This is a genomic window from Cryobacterium glucosi (assembly GCF_004402235.1).
Classification (GTDB): domain Bacteria; phylum Actinomycetota; class Actinomycetes; order Actinomycetales; family Microbacteriaceae; genus Cryobacterium; species Cryobacterium glucosi.
Genome location: NZ_SOFS01000009.1, coordinates 1 through 24173, shown reverse-complemented (window position 1 = coordinate 24173; position 24173 = coordinate 1). Strand labels below are relative to the sequence as shown.

The 24173-nt window shown below is 69.1% G+C and carries 21 protein-coding genes and 1 pseudogene; 2 read left to right on the top strand and 20 right to left on the bottom strand.

Annotation, left to right across the window (positions count from 1 at the left end):
* Positions 1-89 precede the first annotated feature (89 nt).
* From E3O46_RS02525 to E3O46_RS02465, 13 genes are all read right to left on the bottom strand, one after another.
* Positions 90-842 (bottom strand): class F sortase, encoded by a 753-nt coding sequence (locus E3O46_RS02525; RefSeq protein ID WP_134447088.1) that lies wholly within the window; start codon positions 840-842, stop codon positions 90-92.
* Positions 843-870: 28 nt separating this feature from the next.
* The gene (locus E3O46_RS02520) at positions 871-1725 is read right to left on the bottom strand and encodes a DUF4397 domain-containing protein (protein WP_134447123.1); all 855 of its coding nucleotides are present in this window, start codon (positions 1723-1725) and stop codon (positions 871-873) included.
* A gap of 223 nt (positions 1726-1948) precedes the next feature.
* Positions 1949-2662: a DUF4397 domain-containing protein gene (locus tag E3O46_RS02515; RefSeq protein WP_134447086.1), complete on the bottom strand. Its 714-nt coding sequence runs from the start codon at positions 2660-2662 to the stop codon at positions 1949-1951.
* Between the two features lie 188 nt (positions 2663-2850).
* Positions 2851-3450 carry an isochorismatase family protein gene (locus E3O46_RS02510; RefSeq protein ID WP_134447084.1) on the bottom strand — a complete coding sequence of 200 codons (600 nt, stop codon included), beginning with the start codon at positions 3448-3450 and terminating at the stop codon, positions 2851-2853.
* Between the two features lie 36 nt (positions 3451-3486).
* Positions 3487-5010 (bottom strand): D-alanyl-D-alanine carboxypeptidase/D-alanyl-D-alanine endopeptidase, encoded by a 1524-nt coding sequence (gene dacB / locus E3O46_RS02505; RefSeq protein ID WP_241975373.1) that lies wholly within the window; start codon positions 5008-5010, stop codon positions 3487-3489.
* Positions 5007-7340, bottom strand: coding sequence for a putative bifunctional diguanylate cyclase/phosphodiesterase (locus E3O46_RS02500; RefSeq protein WP_134447080.1), 2334 nt, complete (start codon positions 7338-7340; stop codon positions 5007-5009). Before E3O46_RS02500 ends, dacB begins: the two co-directional genes overlap by 4 nt.
* Positions 7337-9631 (bottom strand): putative bifunctional diguanylate cyclase/phosphodiesterase, encoded by a 2295-nt coding sequence (locus E3O46_RS02495; RefSeq protein WP_166787291.1) that lies wholly within the window; start codon positions 9629-9631, stop codon positions 7337-7339. The genes E3O46_RS02500 and E3O46_RS02495 overlap by 4 nt, the downstream gene beginning before the upstream one ends.
* A 125-nt stretch (positions 9632-9756) precedes the next feature.
* Positions 9757-10740: a Gfo/Idh/MocA family protein gene (locus tag E3O46_RS02490; RefSeq protein WP_134447076.1), complete on the bottom strand. Its 984-nt coding sequence runs from the start codon at positions 10738-10740 to the stop codon at positions 9757-9759.
* Between the two features lie 23 nt (positions 10741-10763).
* Positions 10764-12014 (bottom strand): O-acetylhomoserine aminocarboxypropyltransferase/cysteine synthase family protein, encoded by a 1251-nt coding sequence (locus E3O46_RS02485; RefSeq protein ID WP_241975374.1) that lies wholly within the window; start codon positions 12012-12014, stop codon positions 10764-10766.
* Positions 12015-12148: 134 nt separating this feature from the next.
* Entirely contained in the window at positions 12149-13363 is a 1215-nt protein-coding gene (locus E3O46_RS02480; protein WP_134447074.1) for a MalY/PatB family protein, read from the bottom strand.
* Positions 13364-13495: 132 nt separating this feature from the next.
* A complete protein-coding gene (locus E3O46_RS02475) occupies positions 13496-14206 on the bottom strand; it encodes a hypothetical protein (RefSeq protein WP_134447072.1) in 711 nt (236 codons plus the stop codon).
* On the bottom strand, positions 14203-15141 hold the full coding sequence (locus E3O46_RS02470) for an ABC transporter ATP-binding protein (RefSeq protein ID WP_134447070.1): 939 nt from the start codon (positions 15139-15141) through the stop codon (positions 14203-14205). The genes E3O46_RS02475 and E3O46_RS02470 overlap by 4 nt, the downstream gene beginning before the upstream one ends.
* Positions 15138-15572: a GntR family transcriptional regulator gene (locus E3O46_RS02465; RefSeq protein WP_134447069.1), complete on the bottom strand. Its 435-nt coding sequence runs from the start codon at positions 15570-15572 to the stop codon at positions 15138-15140. Before E3O46_RS02465 ends, E3O46_RS02470 begins: the two co-directional genes overlap by 4 nt.
* A gap of 205 nt (positions 15573-15777) precedes the next feature.
* Here E3O46_RS02465 and E3O46_RS02460 point away from each other — a divergent pair, with 205 nt between their 5' ends.
* On the top strand, positions 15778-17058 hold the full coding sequence (locus tag E3O46_RS02460) for a family 78 glycoside hydrolase catalytic domain (protein ID WP_134447067.1): 1281 nt from the start codon (positions 15778-15780) through the stop codon (positions 17056-17058).
* On the opposite strand, the gene E3O46_RS02455 is transcribed toward E3O46_RS02460, so the two are convergent.
* The 3 genes and pseudogenes from E3O46_RS02455 to E3O46_RS02445 form a co-directional block, all read right to left on the bottom strand.
* Positions 17051-17170, bottom strand: a complete 120-nt coding sequence (locus E3O46_RS02455) for an ABC transporter substrate-binding protein (protein WP_134447065.1) — start codon at positions 17168-17170, stop codon at positions 17051-17053. The genes E3O46_RS02460 and E3O46_RS02455 overlap by 8 nt on opposite strands.
* 75 nt (positions 17171-17245) lie before the next feature.
* The gene (locus tag E3O46_RS02450; RefSeq protein WP_134447063.1) at positions 17246-18208 is read right to left on the bottom strand and encodes an IS481 family transposase; all 963 of its coding nucleotides are present in this window, start codon (positions 18206-18208) and stop codon (positions 17246-17248) included.
* A 62-nt stretch (positions 18209-18270) separates the two neighbouring features.
* A pseudogene (locus E3O46_RS02445) lies at positions 18271-18858 on the bottom strand (ABC transporter substrate-binding protein); the annotation flags it as partial.
* Positions 18859-19212: 354 nt separating this feature from the next.
* On the opposite strand from E3O46_RS02445, the gene E3O46_RS02440 reads away from it, so the two are divergent.
* On the top strand, positions 19213-19821 hold the full coding sequence (locus tag E3O46_RS02440) for a TetR/AcrR family transcriptional regulator (RefSeq protein ID WP_134447060.1): 609 nt from the start codon (positions 19213-19215) through the stop codon (positions 19819-19821).
* A gap of 63 nt (positions 19822-19884) precedes the next feature.
* Here the strand turns inward: E3O46_RS02440 and E3O46_RS02435 are convergent, their stop codons facing one another.
* The 4 genes from E3O46_RS02435 to hemG all read right to left on the bottom strand — a co-directional run.
* Positions 19885-20895, bottom strand: a complete 1011-nt coding sequence (locus E3O46_RS02435; protein WP_134561044.1) for a nucleoside hydrolase — start codon at positions 20893-20895, stop codon at positions 19885-19887.
* A gap of 96 nt (positions 20896-20991) precedes the next feature.
* Positions 20992-22080: a ferrochelatase gene (locus tag E3O46_RS02430; protein WP_134447056.1), complete on the bottom strand. Its 1089-nt coding sequence runs from the start codon at positions 22078-22080 to the stop codon at positions 20992-20994.
* Positions 22077-23279: a TIGR04053 family radical SAM/SPASM domain-containing protein gene (locus tag E3O46_RS02425; protein WP_134447054.1), complete on the bottom strand. Its 1203-nt coding sequence runs from the start codon at positions 23277-23279 to the stop codon at positions 22077-22079. The genes E3O46_RS02430 and E3O46_RS02425 overlap by 4 nt, the downstream gene beginning before the upstream one ends.
* Positions 23276-24173, bottom strand: an 898-nt coding sequence (gene hemG, locus E3O46_RS02420; protein WP_134561043.1) for a protoporphyrinogen oxidase, incomplete at its 5' end; no start/stop codon positions are given. The genes E3O46_RS02425 and hemG, both read right to left, overlap by 4 nt.

Below are 24173 nucleotides of genomic sequence, written 5' to 3'. Positions count from 1 at the left end.
TCAGGGTGATGTGATTGCCGGTCATCGTCGGTCCCTGCGGGGAGCGTCGCGCCGGACGTCGTCGGCGACAGCATAGCCAATCCCGCTCATCAGGGAACCGGCATCGCGGAAACGATCACGTTCGAGAGGTACCGACGTGCCGTGTAGTCGAATTCGCCACCGCAGGTGACGAGGGTGAGGCGGGCGGGCCCGGTCCGGTCGAAGACCGCCGGCCAGGGTACATCGGGCTTCAGGGTGAGGGCCACGGACTCGACGCGGTAGCGCCGTTCACCGCCATCCGCCAGAAAGAGCACGATGTCCGTGCCGGCCGGCGCCGTCGCGAGCCGGGAGAACGGACCGATGTCGTATTCGAGGGAGTCGACGTGCGCGGCGATCACGGTCGCGCCGGACGAACTGGCCGGGGCCGGACCGAACTGGTACCAGGCGGCGATCGCCGGATTCTTCGGCAGGCCCATGCCGCCGGTGTCGCCGAGTCCGACGGCTTCGATACCCATATCGATCCCGAGCGCCTCGATCCTGATCCGCACCGGTGCGACCAGTGCCACGCCCTGCACCGAGCGGATGTCGGCGCTCACCCCGGTGACGAGTGGCACCGCCGGAGGGAGCGGAGTCGCCGTCGGAGCGGGAGGTATCGGCGCGGCTGCGGACGGTTCGGGGAGTGCAGACGATTCTGGAAGCGCAGAAGCGCCCGTCGCGGGGAGCTGCATCGGCGCACCGGCAAGGCTCCCCGCGACGGACGTGCTCCCGCATCCGCTCAGCATCAGCATCAGCATCAGGGCAGCTGCGGAGAGCAGGACAAGGGCCACAGCAAGCATCCCGATTTTGCCCGCCGTGGCTCTCATCGTTCTCCCTCAGTCCTCGTTCGCGCGCTCAGCGACGCACTCGGCGGAGTCCGAGGAAGCTGGCCGACCCGAGGCCGAGCAGCAGCACGGCGATGCCGGCGAGCCAGAACGGGGTCGTGTCCGCCGGCCGGTTGGTCGCGACGAGACCGGCCTCACCGGCGGGAATGCCGTTGGGGTCGGAGTTCATGCCCGCGACCGTCTGCACGGCGACAGCGAGGCTCTTATCGGCGAGGCTGCCCCAGGCGTAGACGATCGTGTCGACTCCCTCGGCCACCTTCACATCGGCCGGGCCGATCACGGGTGCCGTGGTGCCGGTGGCCGCAACGACGGCCGAGATCGTGCCCGCGGGAATCGTCAGGACCGACTCCTTCGGATTGGAAAGGTTCGAGATCGCGACCGCGCCATTCGCCAGGACGTCGACAGCGGGCGCCGCGGCGACGTGCCGCACGACGAGGCGGCCAGAGCCGGCGGCAATCATGGACGTGTCGTTGGTGAACAGGGTCGCCGTGGGCTTCGCGTCTGCTCCGAGGTGCGCGACTGCAGTGTAGTTCATACCCGCCTCGAGCTTGAGGTCGACCGGGCCGATCGCGGGTTTGCTCGCATCTGCTGCGTCGGAGGGCGTGATGGCGACCGAATAGGTGCCGGCGGGGAGGTCGAGGGGACCGGCCATGTCACCCGGTTTGAAGTTGTCAATCGTCAGTTTGTTGTTGATGTAGACATCGACGGTGAGTCCGGGGACGCCGTGAAATACCGACAGTTTCGCATCATCCGTGGCGGCGCTGGCGGGGGCGAGACCACCGAAAATGACGAGCGCTCCGATCGAAGCGGCCGTGAGAGAGGCGGTGAGTGAAGCTTTGAATTCTGTGCTGTGTGTCGCGTGCATCATGTCCTCCTACGGTGGGGGTGAGCTGCTTCTTACCCTTACTTCCTGTTCAGATGCCATTTCGGATGCAGCGGCAGGAAAGAATTCCTCGAGGAGAATGAGCGCCCGGCTTCGGACGGACGGAGACCGGCCTGCGCAGTGGGTGTCTGCGCAGGCCGGTCCGCTCGAGCCGGCCGCTGACTTTTCAGTGCCGGCGGTCAGTGCCGGAGGTCAGTGCCGGCGGTCAGTGCCTGTGGCCCTTCTCGAGTGGAACCGTCTGCACGGCGAGCGCCAGGGTTCCGTCGGCGAGGCTGCCGTAGGCGTACACGATGGTGTTCGTGCGCTTCGCAATCGAGACATCGGCCGGCCCGAGGAGCGGGTCGGTGGTGCCCGTCGCGGCGACGGCCGCCGAGATCGTCCCCGTGGGGAGGGTGAGTTCGACCTCGTCGGGGTTGGTGAGGTCGGTGATGGCCGCGGCACCGTTCGCGAGCACGTCGACGGACGGCGCTGCCGCAACGTGACGGACCGTGAGCCGGCCTTCACCCTTGCCAACCGGGTCGGGGTTGTTCGTGAACAGGGTGGCCGTCGGCGTCCCTGCCTCGGTGAGGTGAGCCACGGCGGTGTAGTTGTCGCCGCTCTCGAGGGTGAGGTCGACAGGGCCGATCACCGGGTTGCTCGCATCCGCTGCGGCGGCAGCGGTGATCGCGACCGAGTAGGTGCCGGGGTCCAGGGACAGGGTGTCCGAGAAGGAGCCCGGCGTGAAGTTGTCGAGCGTGAGGGCTCCGTCGACATAGACGTCGACGGTGACCCCGGGGATACCGTGGAACACGGTCAATTCGGCGGGCCCGTTGTCACCGGAACCGTGACCGTGCCCCCCGTCCCCGGCGTACGCCGGCCCGAATCCTGCGAGAGCTACGAGTACACCGGCTGCGGCGCCTACGGCTAGAATTTTGCGCATGGTTACCTCCTGCTTGTCGTGGTGGTGGGAGGCAGCATTGCCTCCCACCCCCACTTCGGGTGGTACCCCGCATCCGGATGCACCCGCGGCCAAAACTGTGGCCGATATGGACAACAGTTCCCGGTGGGCGGGCAACAGGTGTCCCCATCGGCAACAGTTGCCGGGCCACGAGGGTGGCGGAACAGGTGCTAGGCGGTCGCGAGGTCCGCTGCGGTGGTCAGGGTGGCGCCGGCGTACGCCAGCTCGGCGAGGGCTGCAGCACTCGCGTCCGGGTCGACGCCGGCCATGAGGTCGGTGAGCACGCGCACCCGCTGGCCGTGCTCGAGCGCATCGAGACCCGAGGCCCGCACACAGTGATCGGTCGCGATTCCGACGATGTCGACATCCGTCACCGCGTGCTCGATCAGCACCTCTGCCGTGCGCGCGCCCGACTCGTCGACGCCGGCGAAGATCGAGTACCCCGGTTCGCCCTGTCCCTTGCGGATATGCACGGTCCCGGCCGGTAGCGCGAGATCCCGGTGGTAGTCGGCGCCGGGAGTGTCCGCGACGCAGTGAACCGGCCAGGTGCCGGTGTAGTCGGGCTCTGCGCCCGCCGCGGCGAAGTGGCCACCGTTGTCGCCCGCCGCGTTGTGCCAGTCGCGCGAGGCGAAGACATAGTCGTAGTGCAGCGGATGCTCCGCCAGCAGTCTGCTGATGCCCGCGGCCACGGCTGCCCCGCCGTCAACCCCCAGGGCGCCGCCCTCCGTGAAGTCGTTCTGCACGTCGATGATGAACAAGGCCCTGGCCACGGTGCTCCGTTCTGGGTTCTGCGCCTGCGTGAGACGCTAGGTATTAGAGAGGTTGTTTCCGCAGCGATAGAACGCCGCCGTGATGGTGTCGATCGCCTGCTTCGCATTATCACCCACATCACCGAGCGCGTAAACGACGAAGGTGAGCGGAGTCCCGTCCGCGGCGTGGATGATGCCGGCGAGGGTGTACCCGGTGTCGATCCAGCCGGTCTTCGCGAACACGGAACCGTCGGCGTCCGCGTTCTTGCCGGTGAACCGGTCGCTGTAAGAGAGGGAACCGGTCTTGCCGCCGGCGACGGGCAGTCCGTCGAAGATGACCCCGAGATCGCCCTCGCGTGCGTTGATCTTGATGAACAGCTTGGTCAGGTACGACGGTGGAACGGCATTGTTGTCGCTCAGGCCGGAGCCGTCGGCGATGACGATGCCGGTCGTGTCGATTCCATACGTCTGCAGCCCGGCGACCGTCGATTTCTTGAGTGCCGAGAAGGTGTTGCCCGCGCCGGACTTGACCGCGACGAGCCGCGCGAGCATCTCGGCGATGGTGTTGTCCGAGACGATGAGCGCCTGCTTGATCAGTGTCGACACCGGCTGCGACTGGACCGATGCGAGCTGGGTTGCCCCGGCCGGCGCCGTGCCACGGGTGACCGTGACGCTGCTGCCGAGAAGGTCGGCGAATGCCTGCCCGGCGCGCCCGATCGGGTCGCTGCTGCGGGCGGAGGTGCTCTGCTTCGGGTTGTCTCTGTCGCCGTCGACCTGCAGGGCGGTGATCTCGGGCATGTACCCGTCGGTGAGTTCCTTGCGGTTCCAGCTGGGGTCCCACGCCGGGTCTCCGAACAGGGAGGAGTCGAGCACGAGGGAGGTGATCGGGACGTTCGCGGTCGCGGGGTCGGCTTGCCACGCCGCGACGGCCTGCACGGCGAGGGTGTCGAGGTGTGCCGCTCCGGTATAGGTCGACTCCGCCCCGCTGGGCAGCCGGGAAAGGGTCAGGTCCCCGCCGCCGACGAGCACGAGTGAACCGGGTTCCGCGCCCTTCACGACCGTCGTCGTCGCCCGGTAGTCGGAGCCGAGAACGCTCAGCGCCGCGGCGGAGGTGAGGACCTTGAGCACGCTCGCGGTGCGCGAGGGCGTGCTGCCGCCCCGGTCGAAGAGGACCTCGCCCGTCGTCGCGTTCACGACCTGGGACTGGAAGCTGCCGAGGCGGGAGTCGGTGGACAGTGCGGCGACGGAACACGTGCGCAGGTGGCTCGCGGGGACGATCGCTCCGGGAACCGGGCGCACGGGGATCGGCGTGGGCGTCGGGGTCGGGGTGGGCGTCGGGGTCGCGGAGTCCGTGACCGGGAGGGAGACCGGCGCGGAGGCGCGCGTGGACGCGCCGGCGACGACGGCGCCGCTGCCGAGCAGGGCGAAGGCAACGGCCCAGGACAAGGCCCAGGAAGCGGTGCGGTGCCGGGCGAGGAACCCGGCGATCCCGGCCGCTCCGGGGCCGCTCACTCCGGGGCGATGCGGGGCGGCGTCCTGGGCTCCTGGACCCTGCGGCGCGGTGCTGTCCTGATCGTTCACGCCTGTACTGTACCTGCGTCCGCTGTGAGGCGCGCGGCCAGCCACTCGTCGAGAACGGCGGCGGGCACCGGCGGAGACACGTGGTAGCCCTGGGCCTGGTCGCAACCGAACCGCGCGAGCTGCGCGTACGCCTCGGCGTCCTCGACCCCCTCGGCCACCATCCGCAGCCCCAGGCTGTGGGCGAGGTGGATGCTCGACGACACCACTGCGGCGGCGCGCTTGTCACCGTTCAGCGGCGCCACGAACGAGCGGTCGAGCTTGAGCTCGTCGATCGGGAGTTCGCGGAGGTAGGCGAGCGAGCTGTAACCCACGCCGAAGTCGTCGACGGCGATGCGGATGCCGCGGGCACGCAGTCTCCCGAGGATGTCGCTCGCCCGGCCGCGATCGTCGAGTAGGAACGCCTCGGTGATCTCGAACATGAGGGCAGTCGCCGGGAGGTCCCGCGCGGTGAGCATGACGCCGACCCGTTCAGGCAGGCCGGAGTCGAGGAGCGAACTCGCCGCGAGGTTGACCGCGATCGTGAGCCTCTCGCCGCGACGGTGCCACACCGCGGCCTGGTCGAATGCGAGTTCGAGGACCCGCTCCGTCAGCGTCTGCATCAGGCCGGCGTCCTCGACGAGTTCGAGGAATTCGCTCGGGTAGAGCAGGCCGCGTTTCGGATGGTTCCAGCGCACGAGGGCCTCAACCCCGCGCACCTCCCCGCCGGAGAGTTCGACCTTCGGCTGGTAGTGCAGCACCAGCTGGTTGGTCACAAGCGCCGCGCGCAATTCCTCGAGGGTGCGCAGCCGGGTGTCGCCATGGCTGTCGTCGACCGGGTGGTACACGCGATGTCCGCCGCGCCGCACCTTGGCCCGGTACATCGCCATGTCGGCCTTGCGCATCAGGATGCCGAGGCTCTCGCCGTGCTCGGGGCTCAGCGCGATCCCGATGCTCGCGCTCGACTGCAGCGAGATGCCTTCGAGCGTGTGCGGTGCCGCGAGGGCGGATTGCACCTTCATCGCGACGACTTCGGCCTCTTCCCGGCCGGAGTCGCGGAGGAAGATCGCGAATTCGTCGCCGCCGAGCCGCACGAGGAGGTCGTCCGCGCCGAGCTGGGCGCCGATCCGCAGGCCAACCTGTACGAGGAGCACGTCCCCGACGTCGTGCCCGAGACTGTCGTTGACCTCCTTGAACCGGTCCAGGTCGAGCAGGAGCAGGGCATTGCGCCCGCCGAGGGCCAGCCGGGCGGGCACTTCGGCGTAGAGGGCCCGCCGGTTCGGGAGCCCGGTGAGGTCGTCGCTGCGGGCCAGCCTGGCGAGATCGCCCATCCGGCCGAGTTCCCGGAATGCGATGACCGTGCGGGCTGACGAGACGACGAGGGTGGCGGCGGCGAGCCCCACCGTCACCTGTGACTCTCCGTGCCTGCTCGAAACCAGGAGGACGGCGAGACCTGCGATCGTCGCGACGACAGGGACCGCGAGCACGCCGGATCCGCTCGCCGAGGCGCCCGGCCGGTCTGCTGCATCCGTGCCGCGTTCGGCCGTGCCTCCGTCGCCCGTGCCCTCGTCGTCCGTGTCCGGGGTCGCTGCCGTGCGCAGCCACGTCGCGACGAGCGCGAGTCCGATCGACCAGCCGGCGTCGAGCCAGTGGCCGACCACGTAGGTGCCGTTGAGCTTGCCCAACGCGAAGAGGATGTCCCCCGCGGCGAACGAGAGCAGCCCGCCCACGAGCAGGATCCAGCTCTGGCCTGCCATCAGGATCGGTGACGCCGCGATCGCGACGACCGCTGCGACGATGACGAGGTCGAGCACGGGACTCGCGATGCCCACAAAGGTGGAAATGGACGGCGGCCCCTGGGCGCCGACCGCGAGCACGGGCCCGAGCACGGCGGACACGACAGCGGCGGCGCCGAGACCGCCGACGACGCAGTCCAGCGCGATCGCGAGGGAAAGGCTCCGCAACTGGTGCCGCACGACGGTGAACAGGGCGGCGAGCATCAGCGGGTAGAAGGCGAGGTAGCAGAGCTGGGCGAGGGCGGCCAGCACCGGCACCCAGTCCCCGGCCGGCAGGTCGGCGGCCGCGAAGAAGCCATTGCCAATCACGAACACGGTCACGGCCGAGGCGGCGAGCCTGGCCTGCAGTCGATTCGACCGGGTGCGCGCGACCGCCACCCAGCAGACGATGAGGGGCGCGGCGGCGGCGAGCACCCCGAGCAGGATGAACGCGGAGGAGACGTAGTCCGCCGGTGCCCGCAGCACGAGGCTCGCCACGTGCGCCGCGATGATCAGCCAGAGCGCCCAGAGCATCCAGCGGTCCAGGCCCTGGCGGCGCGGCGTCACGACGGCCGTCACGGTGACGCCGTGAGGGCGAGTCGACGTTCTGCGAGCCACCTGTCGAGTTCGCCGGCTGGCATCGGCCGGGACATGTGGAAGCCCTGGGCCTCGTCGCAGCCGTACCGGGCCAGGTCGGCGTAGACCTCGGCGTCCTCGACACCCTCGGCCACCATCGTGAGCCCGAGGCTGTGCGCCAGTTCGATCGTCGAGGAGACGAGGGCGGCCGCGCGCGGGTCGTCCTTCATCGGCGACACGATCGACCGGTCGAGCTTGAGTTCGTCGACCGGCAGGTCGCGCAGGTACGCGAGCGAGCTGTATCCCGTCCCGAAGTCGTCGATGGCGATGCGGATGCCCCCCGCCCGCAGCCGGGTCAGGATCGCGGTGGTCCGGGCGCGGTCCTCGAGCAGGAATTCCTCGGTGATCTCGAGGATGAGGGCGGATGCCGGCAGGCCGCGGTCCGCGAGCATCGCCGCGGTCCGCTCCGGCAGTTCCGCGTCGACGAGCGCGCTCGCCGTCAGGTTGACGGCGACGGTCAGGTCGGCACCGCGGGAATGCCAGACGGCGGCCTGGTCGAGGGCCATGTCGAGCACCTGTTCGGTCATCGCGTTCATCAGACCGGCCTCTTCGACGATGCTCAGGAAGTCACCGGGCTGGACGAGTCCGCGCACCGGGTGGTTCCAGCGCACGAGCGACTCGACACCGCGCACGGCCCCGGTCGCGAGGTCGACTTTGGGCTGGTAGTAGAGCTCCAGCTGCCGCTCGGCCAGGGCCACGCGCAGCTCCTGGAGGGTGCGAAGCCGGGCGGCGCCGTGGCTGTCGTCGCTCGTGTCGTAGACCCGGTGACCGCTGCGGCTTGCCTTCGCCTTGTACATGGCCATGTCGGCTTTGCGGAGGAGGCCGGTCAGGTCGAGGGCCTGGCCGGGATAGAGGGCGATGCCGATGCTGACCGTGGTCTGCAGGGTGATTCCTTCGAGCAGGTACGGCCGGGCGAGGGCTTCCCTGAGCGTCCCCGCCACGATCACGGCCTCCGCCTCCCCGGCGTCGGCGAGCAGGATCGCGAATTCATCGCCGCCGAGCCGGGCGACGAGGTCGGTCCCCCGGACATGGCTCGTGAGGCGAGTCCCGACCTGCACAAGCAGTTCGTCCCCGACATCGTGCCCGAGGCTGTCGTTGACCTCTTTGAAGCGGTCCAGGTCGAGGAGCAGCAGGGCCCGGTTGGCACCGGAGGTGAGGCTCAACGGCACCTCGGAGTAGAGGGCGCGCCGGTTGGGCAGCCCGGTGAGGTCGTCCGTCCTGGCCTGCCTGCGCATGTCGCCCATCCGCCGCAGTTCACGGAACGCGAGCGTCGTGCGGGCTGCGGAGAGGACCACGGCCCCTGCCGCGAGGGAGATGGCGAGCGGGGAGACCTCGATCTCGCTCGCGATCAGGAGGACGACGAGTCCCGCGGTCGTAGCCAGGACAGGGAGGGAGAGCGCCCAGCGCATCACGGCCGTGTCGCGGACGGCCGGCGCCGGCGGCACGGGCCTGGCCGAGCGGTGCGCCCACAGGGCCATCAGTGCGAGGCCCGCGATCCAGCCGAGGTCGAAAGGCGACGCCGTCGAGTAACTGCCCTCGATGGTCATCCCGGTGAGGGAGAAGCCGATGTCGGCGGCGGCGAAGAGCAGCAGCCCCGCGACCAGCATGAGCAAGTTGCGCCCGGCACTGATCGACCGTGAGGCGGCAACACCGGCGAGGGCGGCGAGAACAAGGATGTCCAGGAGGGGATTCACGGCGGCGACGAACGAGTCGAGCGAGAACGGCCTCCCGAATGCCCTGTCGATGCTCGGGCCGAGGAGGACGACGACGAGGGAGGCCGCGCCGAGGGCGCCGACGGTGCTGTCGAGAGTCACACCCCAGGACAGCCGCCCCTTCTGCCGGTAGACCAGGACGGCGAGGGCCGCGAGCACCAGCGGGTAGAACGAGAAGAAGAGCGCGGTCGCAAGGATCGCCAGCGAGTCGGAGGCAATGCCCGCGAAGACCAGGTAGACTAGGGAGAAGAGAATGCCCGACAGGGAATAGGCGCTCAGGGCTAGGGCAGTGAGGACCAACTCGGTCCGGCGCGCCGCGGCGCGATGGACCGATATCCAGCAGAGAACGATGGGCGCGGAGAAGGACAGCACCCCCACGATGTCGCCGACCGGGGTCCGAACGCCTGCGACACCCGCGACGAGGGTCTGGACCGCCGACGCCGCCACCAGCACGATGAGTGACCAAACGAGCCAGGCATCCGACCGTGGCGTGGCTGCACCTCGCCTGCGATCCTCCCGCACCAGCAATTCCATTGGATCCGAGCTCTCGATTGCCGTACCGTCCGGCCGGGGGTCATCCCCGGGTCGCGGTTGCCTGTGAGGTCAGGCTACCGTGCCTGAAGCACTAGCGTCGGCTGGTCAGCGGCCTATTCACCCGGGTAGCGCAGTCCGATCCGTTCCCGGACTGTGTCGAGGGTCTCCATGATGCTCACCATCTCCGCGACCGGGAGCAGGTCGCTCTCGGTGAGGCCGGCGCGGATGACCCGCTCGGCTTCGACCGCCTGGAATTGCATCCCGCGGCCGTTCACGGCAGACACGTACGATTCGAGCACCTCGCCGCTGCTGTTCAGCACCCGGAAACTCGTCGGCGAGTACCAGACCGCGTCGATCTCGATCCGGCCGAGCGTGCCCAGGATCACGGCCGTGTTCGTCCCGGCCGTGTCGCTCGCCGAGAGCGTGACGGCGATCTGGCCGCCGGGGTAGCGGAAGGTCGTCGCTACCTGGGCGTCCGCTCCCGTCGCCTTGAAGGTCGCCGCGGCGAGGATGGTCTCCGGCGTGCCGAAGAGCTCGGAGGCGAAGGTGATCGGGTACACGCCGAGGTCGAGGAGCGCACCGCCGCCGAGTTGCATCGAGTTGAGCCGGTGCCCGGGGTCGTCGGGGAGATCCTGGGTGTGGTCGGCGATCAGGGTGTGCACGTCGCCGAGGGTGCCCGCTGCGATGATCTCCCTGATTCGCCGCATGTGCGGCAGGAACCGGGTCCACATCCCCTCGAGCACGAGCAGGCCCTTCTCCGCGGCGAGTTCGGTGATCTCCCTCGCCTCGCGCGCGTTGAGGGTGATCGGCTTCTCGATCAGCACGTGCTTGCCGTTGTTCAGGGCGAGCGTCGCGTTGGCGGCGTGAAACGGATGCGGGGTCGACACGTAGACGATGTCGACCTCGGGGTCCGCGGCGAGGGCCTCGTAGCTTCCGTGGGCCGTGGGGATCCCGAACTCGGTCGCAAAGGCATCCGCCCCGGCCTGGGACCGGGAGCCGACGGCCTGGACGGTGTGCCCGGCCAGGATGAGGTCACTCGTGAATGCGTGGGCGATGCCGCCTGTGGCCAGGATTCCCCAGCGAATTGTCTCGGTCATGCTCCGAGCCTAGTCACGTGCCGTTAGAGCGCGGAGAGGGCCCGGTCGAGGTCGGCGATCAGGTCGGTCGGGTCCTCGATGCCGATGGACAGCCGGATCAGGCCGGGCGCGATGCCGAGGCGCTCGCGGAGCTCTGGGGTGAACGAGGAGTGGGTCGTCGTCGCGGGGTGCAGCGCCATCGAGCGCACGTCGCCGATGTTGGTCATCCGGCTGATCACCCGGAGCCCGTCGAGGAACCGGCGGGCGCCGGCGGTGCCGCCGCGCACGGTGACCGAGAACACCGAGCCGCTGCGGCCGCCGTAGAGCCGATCGGCGAGCTCGTAGTACGGGCTCCCGGGCAGGCCGGCGTAGTCGACGCTGTCGACGCGCGGATGTCCCTCGAGCCATTCCGCGATCGCGAGCGAATTCGAGAGGTGTCGTTCCATGCGGAGGGACAGGGTCTCGATGCCCTGGTGCAGCAGGAAGGAGTTGAACGGGGAGAGTGCGGGACCGATGTCGTTCACGACGGCCTCGCGGGTCATCCGTGCATACGCGGTGGGGCCGTACTGGTCGAAGATCGAAGGCCGGCCCGGGCGCACCGGGTCGGTGAGCAGTGGGTAGGAGCGCGTGGAGGCGGCCCAGTCGAAGCGGCCGCCGTCGACGATGGTGCCGGACAGGGCGGCGCCGTGGCCGCTCAGGAACTTCGTCGAGGAGTGCACGACGATGTCGGCGCCGTGCTCGAATGGCCGGATCAGGAAGGGCGAGGCGATCGTGTTGTCGACGACGAGCGGGATCCCGTGCCGGCGGGCGACCCGCGCGACCCGGGCGATGTCGACGATGTCGTTCTTGGGGTTCGGGATGGTCTCGGTGAAGATCGCCTTGGTGTCCGGGGTGATCTGGCGGTCCCACTCATCGTCGTCGGCTTCGTTCCAGACGTAGTCGACGCTGACGCCGAAGCGTTTGAAACTGCGGCCGAACAGCACCCGGGTGCCGCTGTAGATGCTCGCGGTCGAGACGATCCGTTCGCCGGAGCCGGCGAGCGCGAGCAGCGCGGCGGTGATCGCGGCCTGGCCGGAGGAGACGACGATGGCCTCGGTGCCGCCCTCGAGGGAGGCGATCCGTTTCTCGGCGACGGTTCCCGAGGGGTTGCGCTGCCGGGAGTAGATCAGGCCGTCTCCCTCACCGGAGAAGCGTCCGGCGGCATCGTCGTAGGAGTCGAAACGGTAGCCGGCCGTCATCGCGATCGGCTGGATCCTGGCCCCGTTGGAGCGGTCTTCGGTCTCGCCGGCGTGCACCTGGCGGGTGTCGAAGGCGTAGCCGTCCCAGTCGTACTCCGGCGCGGCGACGGTGTGCCCCGTGGCGGTGTTCCCTGTGACGCTGTGCCCTGGCGCGGTGTCCTCGAGGGTGGGTTCGATGTCGGCCTGGTGGGTCACGGTGTTCCTGTCCGTACGTTGTTGCTGTGCACGTTCTGGCGCTGCGCGGTATGCCGCAGGACGGCATCCCGCATCTGCAACACGGCCTGCTCGAGGATCGGCCGGGGCATGGCGAAGATCAGCCGGACGTACCCGTCATATCCCTTCCCGCACTGCGCTCCGTCGGTCACCGCAACACCCGCCTCTGTGCGGAAGAAGTCGGCGAGCGACCCCTCGATACCGAGCCGCCGACAGTCGAGCCAGGCGATGTACGTCGCCTCAGGGATGCGATAGCCGACCTCGGGCAGGTGCTCCGCCAGGAGCCGCCCGAGCTCGCGTCGGTTGCCGTCGAGGTAATCGGTGACCTCGGTGAGCCACTCCCGACCGTGCCGGTAGGCCGCAGTGGCCGCGATGACCCCGGGCGTCGACGCCCCGTGCAGCACCGCGAAACCGAAGATCTGGTAGAGCTCCTCGTCGGCTGGGTTGGACGTGATGAGCTGCGCGGCTTTGAGCCCGGGGATGTTCCAGGCCTTCGACGCTGAGGTCGCAGTGATCGTGTGCCGCGCGGTCACGGTCGAGAGGGAGGCGTACGCCACGTGCGGCGTGGACCCGTAGCGGAGCGGCGAGTGGATCTCGTCGGCGAAGACCCGGCCGTTGTGTCGGTCGACGATCTGCGCGATGGCCTCGAGTTCCTCGCGGGAGATCGCCGTCCCGGTCGGGTTGTGCGGATTGCAGAGGATGAGGGTGCGCGCGCCGGCGTGGAAGGCCGCCTCGATCCCGGCGAGGTCGTGCGTCCAGCGCCCGTCCGAGTCGATGCCGGGCACCTCGAAGACCTCTCGGCCGAGTGTCGGGATGAAGGAGAGGAACGGCATGTAGGCGGGCGTCGGGATGATGACGCCGCTCCCGGCCGGGGAGTACTTGGTGATCGCGACCTCGAGGGCGGCCATCACGTCGGAGACCGGGTGGATGTTCTCCGGGGCGATCTCCCAGCCGCAATCCGTGCGGAGCCACTCCGAGGCGGCCTCGGCCATCCGCCGCGTGGTCGCGGGGGCCAGGTACCCGAGGTCGCCGTCATCGATCGCGCGGTGCAGCGCCTCGGTGACCACGGGGGCCGTTCCGAAGTCCATCTCTGCGACCCAGGCGCCGATGGTGCCGGCGTGCAGGCTCCACTTCCGGCTGTCGGGCCGGCTCAGTTGCTCGCGGGTGATGTCGTCAAAGCGGGAAGTCGTCATCAGAATCTCTCCGGTGGATGGCCGGAGGTGCCCCTGCCTGCCAAGTAGTGCTTGACCTGCACGCTATCAACTGCGTGCGATGCGGGGAGTCTCGGTGCGACACATAACGACTCAGTGCGAGATCACGGCGAACTAACGCACGGTCGCGGTGCGGAGCGGCAACCAGATGCCCGCCATCGCGATCACGACCAGCACGACGCCGGCGACGGCGAGCCACCAGAGCGCGAAGTTCGCGATCAGCACGGATGCCGACGGGATCACGACGATCAGGCCGACGATGATCAGGATGGCAGCGACGGCCGCGATCACCTGCGGGCCGCGCGCCCCGAACCGCACCCAGGATGCGCCGAAGGCCCCTCCGACGCTCAGCAGGGCGAGCACCGAGAGGAAGACGATCGGGATCAGTTTCGTGAGGTCGCCGGCCCCGAGGATGTTGATGTCGAAGATGTAGAAGCCGAAGAACCAGTGCCCGGTGGCGAGTTCGAGAAGCGTAAGCACGGCGAACACCACGGTGAGATAGACGGCCTGCAGGATGTTCCAGGCCAGGGTCCCCAGGGTGAACGCCCGCCGGGTGGCCCCGAGCGCCAGTGCGAACGGGAACGTGGTCGCGGCAAAGGCGACGCCCATGCTGACCAGAAACCCGGCGAGCGAGAACAGCATGCCGGTGTTGCTCCGCGAGGCGTTGATCCACACTGCGGAGCCGGGCTGGCTGCCACCCCGCAAGAAGAGCAGCGAGATCAGGATCGAAATCACCACGACGACCGCGACGATGAAGAGCGGCACCAGGAGGGCGACCACGCGCCGGTTCAGGTGCAGTTTGACGACCGATGTGATGGCGTTCATGCTGCTGCCGCTTCCTTCTGCTGGGTGGTGCGGGTGGGCTGGGGGGCGGTCTGCTCCTCCGCGTTTCCGGCGGGCGCGCCGTATGCCGCGACGAGCTGCTGCAGCGAGGCCGGCGCGACCTGCACTCCCGCTCGCCGGGCGTCGGCGAGGAGGGCCTCGTCGGCGTCGCCGGTAACGGTCACCGAACTGAGAGTGCCGATGGCGCGCGTCTGCAGGACCGTGCGGCCGATGCACAGCCGGCCGACGGCATCCGCTGCGCCGCTGATCACGACCGCGAGTTCGCGGGCCTCGTCACGGTCGCAATCGACGGCCACCCGACCCGCGTTGAGAATGACGACCCGGTCGAAGAGCGACTCCGACTCGTCGATGAGGTGCGTCGAGAGCAGGATCGTGCGCGGATGCCGGCCGTAGTCCCGCAGGAGCACGTCGTAGAAGACGGTGCGCGCTCCGACATCCAGACCGAGGTACGGCTCGTCGAAGAGGGTGACGGGGGCCCGGGAGGCGAGGCCGAGCACGATCGCGACGGCAGACATCTGGCCACGGGAGAACTTCTTGATCGGCGTCTTCGCCGGGATCCGGAAGCCCTCGACGAGCTCAGCGGCGACCTCGGCGCTCCAGTCGGGTGCGAATTCGGGGGCGATCCGCAGCACGTGCTTGAGCTGGTAGTTGTCGGGGTAGCGCTGGTTGTCGCGGATGAAGCTGATCCGCGAGACGGTGGGCTCGTGCTCGAACGGAGTGTCGCCGAGCACAAGGGCCTCACCGGAAGACGGCCGGTCGTGGCCGGCGATGATCGACATCACGGTGGTCTTCCCTGCGCCGTTGCTACCGAAGAGCCCGCATATCGAGCCTTCCGGCACTCGGAAACTGACGTCGTCGAGAGCCGTGGCGTGGCCGTAGGTGCGGGTCACGGCGCGGATGTCGATGGCTGCGGTCATGAGAGAGCTTCTTTCTCGATCGTCGGGTTTCGATGGGGGGTCTGGGACTGGGACGGATCCTGGTTCTGGGACTGGGATTCGGTCTCGGCAGCGATCATCCGGGCGAGCTCTTCGGTCTCGATGCCGAGCACGTGCGCCTCGCGGACGAGGGGCTCGACGAACAGCGCGCGGAACGCCGCGTGCCGCTGGGCGCTGAGCAGCTCGCGGGCACCTTCGGACACGAACATGCCGACCCCCCGCTTCTTGAACAACACACCCTGCTCGACGAGCACGTTCACGGCCTTGCCCGCCGTCGCCGGATTCATCTGGTAGAAAATCGCGTATTCACTCGCCGACGGAACGGCCGTGCCCTCCGGGTACGTGCCGGCCACGATGTCGTTGGCGATCTGCGCAGCGAGTTGCTGGAAGATCGGACTGCTTTCGGAAAACACCTGTACCCCTTTGGTTCATTACTACACTAATGAACCTATGGACCTCGGCGGGTTCTGTCAAGCCTCTCCGGCCCTCCTCCGGCACCGTCTTCAGGGGCCATTCCCGCCCGGCACTCGGACGAGCGCACCGGCTGGCCCCAAATACCGAACACATATAAGGTTTTACCAATGCTCGACTCAGCTCGCCCTTCTCAACGGAGAGACCATGCCAGACAACTTGCGGACCGTACCCTCGATCTCTTCCCTGCGCACTGAGGGGCGTGGCCGGCCGCGGTTCCTCGCCACGGGCAGCCCGGCGCTCTCCTGGCAGGTCGAGACGGATTCCCCGGGATGGCTGCAGGAGTCCTACGAACTCGAAACCCGGGTCGGCTCCCGCGTGCTGAGTGCCCGGGTGGCCTCCGGGGAGTCGCAGCACCGGGCGTGGCCGGCAGACCCGCTGCCCGCGTATTCGAGCGGCGAGGTGCGGGTGCGGGTCGCGGGCGCTGATGGCCTGACGAGCGACTTCTCCCCGTGGCTCTCGGTCGAGACGGGTCCCCTGGGTGCCGCCGACTGGGTCGGCTCCTTCATCGCGGCGGGGCCCGCTGGCGGCGCAGCCACAGCAGCCGGCCACGCCTCCGACGCTGCCGAATCCACTGGCCCCGCCACTGCAGCAGACCTCGATTCCGCCGACCGCGGCACCGTGCGGTTCCGCACCGACTTCGAGAGCCGGGACGGCCTCATCCGCGCGACCCTCTCCGCGACGGCGCACGGCGTCTACGAGGCCGTGCTGAACGGGCGCATCGTCGGCGACGAGGTCCTCACGCCCGGCTGGACGAGCTACGCGGACCGGCTGGCCTGCCAGACCTTCGACGTCACCGATCTCGTGCACGCGGGCGGCCCCAATGTGGTCGGAGCGACCGTCGCAGACGGCTGGTACGGCGAACGTTTCGGCTTCGACGGCAACTTCGCGCAGAGCTATCCCGGACCGAAGGCGCTCGCCCTCCAGCTCCGGCTGGAATATGCCGACGGGCGCATCGACACCGTGGCGACGGATACGTCATGGACCGCGACGACGGACGGCCCGGTCACGAGCGCAGGGATCTACCGGGGCGAGAACTACGACGCCCGGGCGGAGGACGACGCGCTCGCGGTTCCGGGGACGTCGTTCCCGCATCCGCTCGCCGTCATCGTGCTGCCGGAGGACGCGGCGGACCCCGCGCGCGTCTTCCCCTCCTTCGCTCCCCCGGTGCGCCGGATCGAGACCCGGGCCGCCGGGCGCATCTTCACGAGCCCGTCCGGAGCGACCCTCGTCGACTTCGGGCAGAACCTCGTCGGCTGGCTGTCGATCACGGTCGACGCGCCGGCGGGGCACACGATCACCCTGCGCCACGCCGAGGTGCTCGAGCACGGCGAACTCGGCGTGCGGCCCCTGCGCTTCGCCCGGGCGACGGACCGCTTCACTGGCAACGGCGGCGGCCCGCGCACCTGGAGCCCGCGCTTCACCTGATCTGCGTGGTCGGGGTGCCGAGGCCTTCACCGACCGCGGTCAGCATGGCCTTGGTGTCGATCGCGTAGTTGAGCGCCTGGCGGATCCGGACGTCCTTGAAGGCCGGGTTCATCGAACCGTCGCGGTCGAGCAGGATGAGACCGGTCCAGTCCAGCTCGAACGGGTTCAGCGTGTAGCGTGTACTGAGTCATGACGTTGGTGACACTCGGCTGATGGGGGTTGTTCCGATGCCGGAGTGGATGCGTTCAGTGTTGTAGTAGTTGAGCCAGGGTGCAAGCGCTGCTGCGCGTTCGGCGTTGCTGGTGAAGACTTGGCTGTAGGCCCATTCAGTTGCGAGGGTTCGGTTGAGGCGTTCGACTTTGCCGTTGGTCCAGGGGCAGTGCGGTTTGATGAAGCGTTGCTCCGCGCCGATGTTTGCGACGGCCTGCTGGAACGCGACGGATTTCCGGTAGGCGAAGGCGTTGTCGGAGAGGACGCGTTCGATCTTTGGGATGCCGTTCGCGGCGAAGAACGCGGCCGCCCGGGTGAGGACGCCGGCGGCCGTGACGCCTTTTTCGTCGGGGTGGATCTCGACATAGGCGAGGCGGGTGTGGTCGTCGATCACGGCGTGGACGTAGTCGAATCCGATGCCGCGGCCACGGACCTGTTCGCTGCGACCGTGGGCCTTCCAGCCGCCGCCGTCGGGAATCCGGCCCAGTTTCTTCACGTCGATGTGGACGAGCTCGCCGGGTCGCTTGCGCTCATACCGGTTGGTGGTGGCGCGGGTCGCACGAATGGGCTCCCCGGTGAGGGGATCGCAGCAGGCGAGCGGGGGAACGTGGTGTCGGGCCAGTATCCGAGACACCGTCCGGGCCGGCACTCCGGTCGCTATCGCGATGCGCATCGGCCCGGACTTGAGATCACGACGTGATTTCAGCACGAGCTCTTCCCGTTCCGGGCTCGTCTTTCGAGGAGAGGACCGGGGTTGGGAGGACCGTTCGAGAAGTCCCGCAGGACCCTGGGCCCGGTAGCGGGCCAGCCAGCGGTGGGCGCATTGACGGGAGATGCCGAGCTCTTTCGCGACGTGAGCGACGGGCCGGTTCTCCACAGTTAGCCGCTCGATGAGCAGAACTTTTCCATGAATCGTCAAACGCGCGTTAATGTGACCCATGAGGACCTCCGTGACTTGTGAAGATTTCAGATACCTCCACTAAGCCCGGAGGTCCTCCCTCTTCACAAGCCCGAAAGTGTCACCAACGTCATGGCCGGGTACATGTAGCCGGCCGCTTCGACCTCGGCGTTGTTGGTGTTGACGGTGAGCTTGGCGCCGTTGAGCTGGCCGCCCTTGACGGCGTTCAGCATCGCGGTGACATCGGCGAGCACCTTGATGGAGAGGTTGTCGTAGTGCACGGAGCTCGGGTCCCAGTACTTCGGGTTCTTGGTGAACTCGTAGTTCGTACCGACGACGGTCTTGGTGGTGTCGAGGATGTACGGGCCGCTGCCGACCGGGTTGGTCTTGAGGTCGGCGTTGCCGAAGGCCTTGGGGCTCTCCTGCATACCGGCGTTCTGGGTCAGGTAGTGCAGCAGGGCCGGGTCGGCCTGGGTGAGGGTGAGGGCGACATGGGTGTCGTCGACGGCGTTCGCGTCGGCGAGTGACGCGAGGAAGGATTTGTTCGGCGAGGCGCCGTCACGGAAGCGGATCAGGTTCTGGGCCGCGGCATCCGGGTTGAACTTGGTGCCGTCGGTGAAGGTGACGTCGTCGCGAAGGGTCAGGGTGAGCACCGTCTTGGTGTCGTTGTACTCCCACTTGGTGGCCAGGTCGGGTCCGACCTCGCCGGTTGGATCCGCCTTGAGGAGGGTGTCGTAGACCGCCTGGCCGTAGGGGCCTCATTGGCGAATGCGATATCCGCGGCCGAGAAGGTGGTAGCTGGAACGATCACGCCGAGGGTGAGTGTGGTCGGGGCGCCGGAGGTGGTCGTGGTGCTGGTTGCCGAGCAACCCGTCAGGCCGAGAGCAAGAACTGCTGCGGCCGCCGTGAGGCTTTTCCATCGGAACATCGGTGTTCCCTTTCAGTGGGTGACCCCTCTTTGGGTCGCCTGGCTGAAAAGCTAACAGGAAAAGCGATTAACTACTAGGTTTTCATCAAATCGTTTTTTCCCGCGCTAGAGTCAGCGCATGACTATGACGGGGAAGTCGCGTGGGAGCTACGCCAAAACGGCAGGCCGACGTCGGGAAATCCTCGAGGCCGGCATCGAGGTGTTCGCCAACCACGGTTTTCGCAACGGTTCGCTGCGGGAGATCGCCGAGCGGGTCGGAATGAGCCAGGCCGGCCTGCTGCACCACTTCTCGAACAAGAACGAACTGCTCGCGGGCGTGCTCGCACTGCGCGACGAGCGCTCCGTGGCGCTCGTCCCCATCGATGGCACGCCCGACATCGAGACGATTCGCGGCATCGTGCGCGTGGCGGAGTACAACGCCGAATTCGCCCCGGGTCTTGTGGAACTGCACTGTGTGCTCTCCGCCGAGGCGACGGCGCCAGAACACCCGGCCCATCAGTACTTCCTCGACCGGTATACCTGGGTCGTCGGCCTGATGGTCGACGCGTTCACCAATGTCCAGGCGGCGGGCCAGCTGGTCGATGGAGTCGAGCCGGCGAGCGCCGCGCGGTCACTCATCGCGCTCAGCGACGGCCTGCAGGTGCAGTGGCTGCTCGCCCCGGACACCCTCGACATGGCTGAGGAGCTCCGGCGCTACCTACGCCCCCTCTTCACGATCGACTTCTAGAACTCTCCCCGGCCTTTTCCGGTCGAGAGTCACCGGTATGCCTGGCACTCTCGACCGGAAAGGTCACTCTCTAGCGGCGGCGTGGGCAGCGAGCTTGGCGGTGAAGTCGGCGAAGAGCAGGCGCAGGTCAAGCCGGGTGTAGACCCGGATCTGGCGCGGACCCTGCCGCGGCGTGGGATCGTAGCTGCCGTCCGTGAGGATCCGTGGGGCGGTGCAGGTGACCCACGCGCTCGAGGACGGGTCAGGCTCGAAACTCGAGTGCAGCGCGGTCAGGAGCACGAGCGGGCTGTCACCGAGGATGTACGTCTCACCGAGGTTGATCCCGTGCCGCCCGGCCGTGTCCGCGACCCCGGCGAGCGCCGCGTAGAGGTGCCGGCCGATCGCACCGCAGGGCCGTACCGAGGTGAGCAGCTCGGCCCAGGAGAACAGCGTCTGCCGGTAGGCGTCCCGCGGCACCTGCCAGAGCGGAATCCGGGAGTCGAAGATCACCTGGGCCGCACGGATGTCGATGGCGAGGTTGTATTCCGCGCCGCTCGTCCCCGGCGGCGCGGCCGCGATCCCGTCGTGTTCGGGTCCCCCGATCCAGACCAGGGTCAGCCGGTCGGCGATCCGCGGCTCGAGCAGGTAGGCGCTCGCGATCTCGGTGAGCCCGGCGCCGCACGCGACGAAGAGCGGAAGCTCGGTGTTGTCGCGGAGCACCTCCCGGATGATCAGGTCGGTTGCGTCAGAGCGGATGGCCGTGGTCCGGTCGCTGAGCCCGACGTTCGACCCGGCGATGACCGGGATGCTCCCGGTGCGCCCGAGCAGGTCGAGGACCTTTTCGGCGGCGGCGGCGGCTGCGTTCGTCGCGGTCTGCTCCGAGGGATCGAACGGGTCGCCGGGGCGCAGGTGCGAACCGATGATCGCCCGGATCTCGACCGACGGCGACAGCACGTGGTCCGCGAGCTGGACGAGGCCGTCCGGATCCCCGGAGAAGTCGTTGTCGATGATGACCCGGGCGCGGGGCCGGACCACCCGCTGCAGCTCGGCTTCGATCGGGGGCAGCGCCCCGGCATCCGTCTCGATCTGGTTCATCGTGCCTGCGCCTTCGCCCGGGGGAAATATCGCAACCAGACTACAAGTGTCCCCGGCCCCGCCCGTCCCAGGTGTTCAGTGCGGGGCCGGGCAGGACTAGCGTGCGGGACGGCCGGCCCCCTTCTCGCAGCATCCGCCGGGGCAGCCGGGCAGTACGGGGCCGTGCTGGCGCGCGAGGGCGAGGGTGGCGAGGGCCGCGACGAAGGCGGGGTGGATGCCGGGGGTTGCGACGCGTTCCATCGCCAGTCCGAGGCTGGCTGCGGTGGCGGCGGCCTCGGTGTCGAGGTCCCAGAGCACCTCCATGTGGTCGGAGATGAAGCCGATCGGCACGATCACGACTGCCTCGGTCCCGTCGGCGGCGAGCGCTCGGAGCGCGTCGTTGACGTCGGGTTCGAGCCACGGCATCGCCGGCGGGCCCGAGCGGGACTGGAACGCGAGCGACCAGGCCGGCTGGGGTGCATCGGGGGCGGCAGCGCCCGGTTCGGCGAGGGCGGCCATCACGGCGACCGCGACGGCCCGGTGCTGGGCGAGGTAGGCCCCACCCGTGCCCCAGCCGGCGTCGCGCGGACCGCTGCGGTCGGCATCCGCTGTCGGGATCGAGTGCGTCGTGAAGAGCACCTGGGTGCGATCGACCGGCACGCCCCGCGCCGCGAGGCGTGCGAGAGCGGCACGCGCGCCCTCGACGAAGGGCAGGACGAAGCCGGACTCGTCGAAGTACGGGCGCACCGCGTTGATGTGCACGGTGGTGTCGAGCCCCGTCGCGGTCAGGGCCCCGGCGATGTCCTCACGGTACTGGCGGCAGCTCGAGTATGAGCTGTACGCGCTCGTCGTGATCGCGAGGAGCCGGGTATGACCGGCAGCGGATGCCGCCCGCACGGTGTCCGCGAGCAGGGGCGTCCAGTTGCGGTTGCCCCAGTACACCGGCAGCGGCTCACCCCGGTCGGTGAACTCCGCCTCGAGGGCGGCCCGCAGGGCCCGGTTCTGCCCGTTGACCGGGCTCACTCCCCCGAAGGCCCGATAGTGGGTCGCGACGGTCTCGAGCCGTTCCTCGGGGATGCCGCGACCACGGGTGACGTTGCGGAGGAAGGGGATGACGTCGTCCTGCCCCTCTGGGCCGCCGAAGCCGAGCAGGAGCACGGCGTCGTACGCGCGGTCAGGCTGGGTCTCCTCCCCCGGCTCGCTCATGCCGTCAGGCCGGCCGCAGCATCCGCGCCCGGCTGGTACGGGCAGGCCGGGTCTTCGCCGAGGGGATCTCCGCTCGAGGCGAAGGCGCGCGCCCGCGAGCCGCCACAGAGGTCGGCGTATTCGCAGCTCCCACAGCGTCCGGAGAATTCGGTCGCGCGGATCTGCTTGAGCAGCGGGTTGTCGCGATAGATCTCGGCGAGCGGGGTCGTTTCGACATTGCCGAGGCCGAGCGGCAGGAAACCGGCCGGGTAGACGTCGCCGTCGTAGGCGACGAAGACGATGCCCTTGCCGTCGCGGGTCGACGCCGTCTGCGCGCGGGGCAGTCCGATCGGCGGCCCCATCAGGGACTCGAGCCGGCCGGCCAGCCGTTGGTATAGCGCGGTCTCCGGCGCCGGGTCTCCCGCGCGGCGCCGGGCGACGACCCGGCGGAAGAACGGGGCCTCGACCGTGCGGACGATGAAACCGTGTTGGGAAGCATCGAAGAGGAAGTGGCAGATCTCTTCGTGTTCCTCGGGCGTGACAGCCTCCGTCGAGACGCCGCGTCCGACCTGGACCAGGAAGAAGACCTCCCAGATGGCCGCGCCCGCGTTCGAGATGAGGGCCGCGACATCCGCCAGTTCGTCGACGTTCGCGCGCATCACCGTCGTGTTCACCTGCACGCTGAGCCCGGCCGAAGCGAGGGCGCGGATGGCGTTGACGGTGTCCTCGAAGTGGCCGGGGATGCCGCGCACGCCCTCGTGGGTCGGCGCGCTCGCACCGTCGAGGCTGATCGATACGGCCTTCACCCCGCTCGCGACGATCTTCTCGATCATCGCGGCGGTGAGGGTGGGCGTGACCGAGGGTGAGAGGGCCGTCGGCAGTCCGAGACCGGTGGCGTACTCGACGAGCTCGAACAGGTCGGGGCGCATCAGGCAGTCGCCGCCGGTGAGCACGAGGATCGGGTACGGCCGGCCGAAACCGGCGATCTGGTCGATCAGGTCCTTGCCCTGGGCCGTCGTGAGTTCGCCGGGCAGCGCCTGCATCGTCGCGCTCGCGCGGCAGTGCTTGCAGGCGAGGGCGCACGCCCGGGTCGTCTCCCAGAACACGAGCATCGGGCGCTTCGAGTAGTCGGGGCCGGGGCCGCGCCGGGCGGCGGGCAGCGTCGGCAGCACGGCGGGGTGGCCGAGCACGTGGCTCCTGGTCTCGTCGACGATGCTCATGCGCCGACCTCGCTCGGTGCCTGCGCCGCGGCGATGGCGCCGGCGGCGATGCTTTCGGCGATCCGGGTGGCGACCCGCTCGGCGTCGGCGACGCAACTCGCGAGGCCGACTCCGCGATAGCCCGATCCGGTCAGGTGCACCCCGGGCAGTGCGGCGAGCTCCCGGTCGGCGGTGTCGAGCCGGCCCTGGTGCCCGACGACGTATTGCGGCATCCCGAGCGGCCAGCGCTCGATGTGGTGGCTGGTGGGTCTCCCGGTCAGCCCGAGCGCCTCGACGAGTTCGGCGTGCACCTGCGCGACGAGGGTCGTGTCGTCGAGGCCGGCCCAGCGGGTGTCCCCGGCGCGCCCGACCATGCAGCGGATGATGACGGTCTCCTCATCGGCGAGGTGCGGCCATTTCTCGCTCGAGAACGTGCAGCCGACCACGAGTTTGCCCTCGACCGGCGGAACCAGGAACCCGTTGCCGCCGAGCGGGCGACCGAGCGCGGAGCGCGGGTAGGCGAGGCAGATCGTCGCGACGTCCGTGTAGGGGATCCCGGCGAGCGCGGCCCCGAGCACGGGGCTCTCGGCCAGGAGCAGTCCGGCGGCGACAAACGCGGGGGTGGCGATCACGACGGCGTCGGCCTCGACACTCGTCCCGTCGGAGAGACCCACGTGGTAGCCGGCACCCTCGCGGGCCAGACTCGTGGCGGCCGTGCCGAGGCGGATGTCGTCGCTCGCCGCCCGCGCGGCGAGCGCGTCGATGAGGCGGGCGAGTCCGCCCTCGACAGTGACGAGGGTGGCCCCGCCGGCCCGGGCGAGCCCGGGTGCCGTTCCGGCGGGCGCCGTCGCGCGGGACCCGGCCGCGGCATCCCCCGCGGTGGCGACGGGCACGGATGCGGAGCGGGACGCGGCG

Coding starts and splice junctions, on each gene's coding strand:
- E3O46_RS02525 (WP_134447088.1), bottom strand. CDS start 842: ATGAGAGCCACGGCGGGCAAAATCGGGATGCTTGCTGTGGCCCTTGTC.
- E3O46_RS02520 (WP_134447123.1), bottom strand. CDS start 1,725: ATGCACGCGACACACAGCACAGAATTCAAAGCTTCACTCACCGCCTCT.
- E3O46_RS02515 (WP_134447086.1), bottom strand. CDS start 2,662: ATGCGCAAAATTCTAGCCGTAGGCGCCGCAGCCGGTGTACTCGTAGCT.
- E3O46_RS02490 (WP_134447076.1), bottom strand. CDS start 10,740: ATGACCGAGACAATTCGCTGGGGAATCCTGGCCACAGGCGGCATCGCC.
- E3O46_RS02480 (WP_134447074.1), bottom strand. CDS start 13,363: ATGACGACTTCCCGCTTTGACGACATCACCCGCGAGCAACTGAGCCGG.
- E3O46_RS02475 (WP_134447072.1), bottom strand. CDS start 14,206: ATGAACGCCATCACATCGGTCGTCAAACTGCACCTGAACCGGCGCGTG.
- E3O46_RS02470 (WP_134447070.1), bottom strand. CDS start 15,141: ATGACCGCAGCCATCGACATCCGCGCCGTGACCCGCACCTACGGCCAC.
- E3O46_RS02460 (WP_134447067.1), top strand. CDS start 15,778: ATGCCAGACAACTTGCGGACCGTACCCTCGATCTCTTCCCTGCGCACT.
- E3O46_RS02455 (WP_134447065.1), bottom strand. CDS start 17,170: ATGAACCCGGCCTTCAAGGACGTCCGGATCCGCCAGGCGCTCAACTAC.
- E3O46_RS02450 (WP_134447063.1), bottom strand. CDS start 18,208: ATGGGTCACATTAACGCGCGTTTGACGATTCATGGAAAAGTTCTGCTC.
- E3O46_RS02440 (WP_134447060.1), top strand. CDS start 19,213: ATGACTATGACGGGGAAGTCGCGTGGGAGCTACGCCAAAACGGCAGGC.
- E3O46_RS02435 (WP_134561044.1), bottom strand. CDS start 20,895: ATGAACCAGATCGAGACGGATGCCGGGGCGCTGCCCCCGATCGAAGCC.
- E3O46_RS02430 (WP_134447056.1), bottom strand. CDS start 22,080: ATGAGCGAGCCGGGGGAGGAGACCCAGCCTGACCGCGCGTACGACGCC.
- E3O46_RS02425 (WP_134447054.1), bottom strand. CDS start 23,279: ATGAGCATCGTCGACGAGACCAGGAGCCACGTGCTCGGCCACCCCGCC.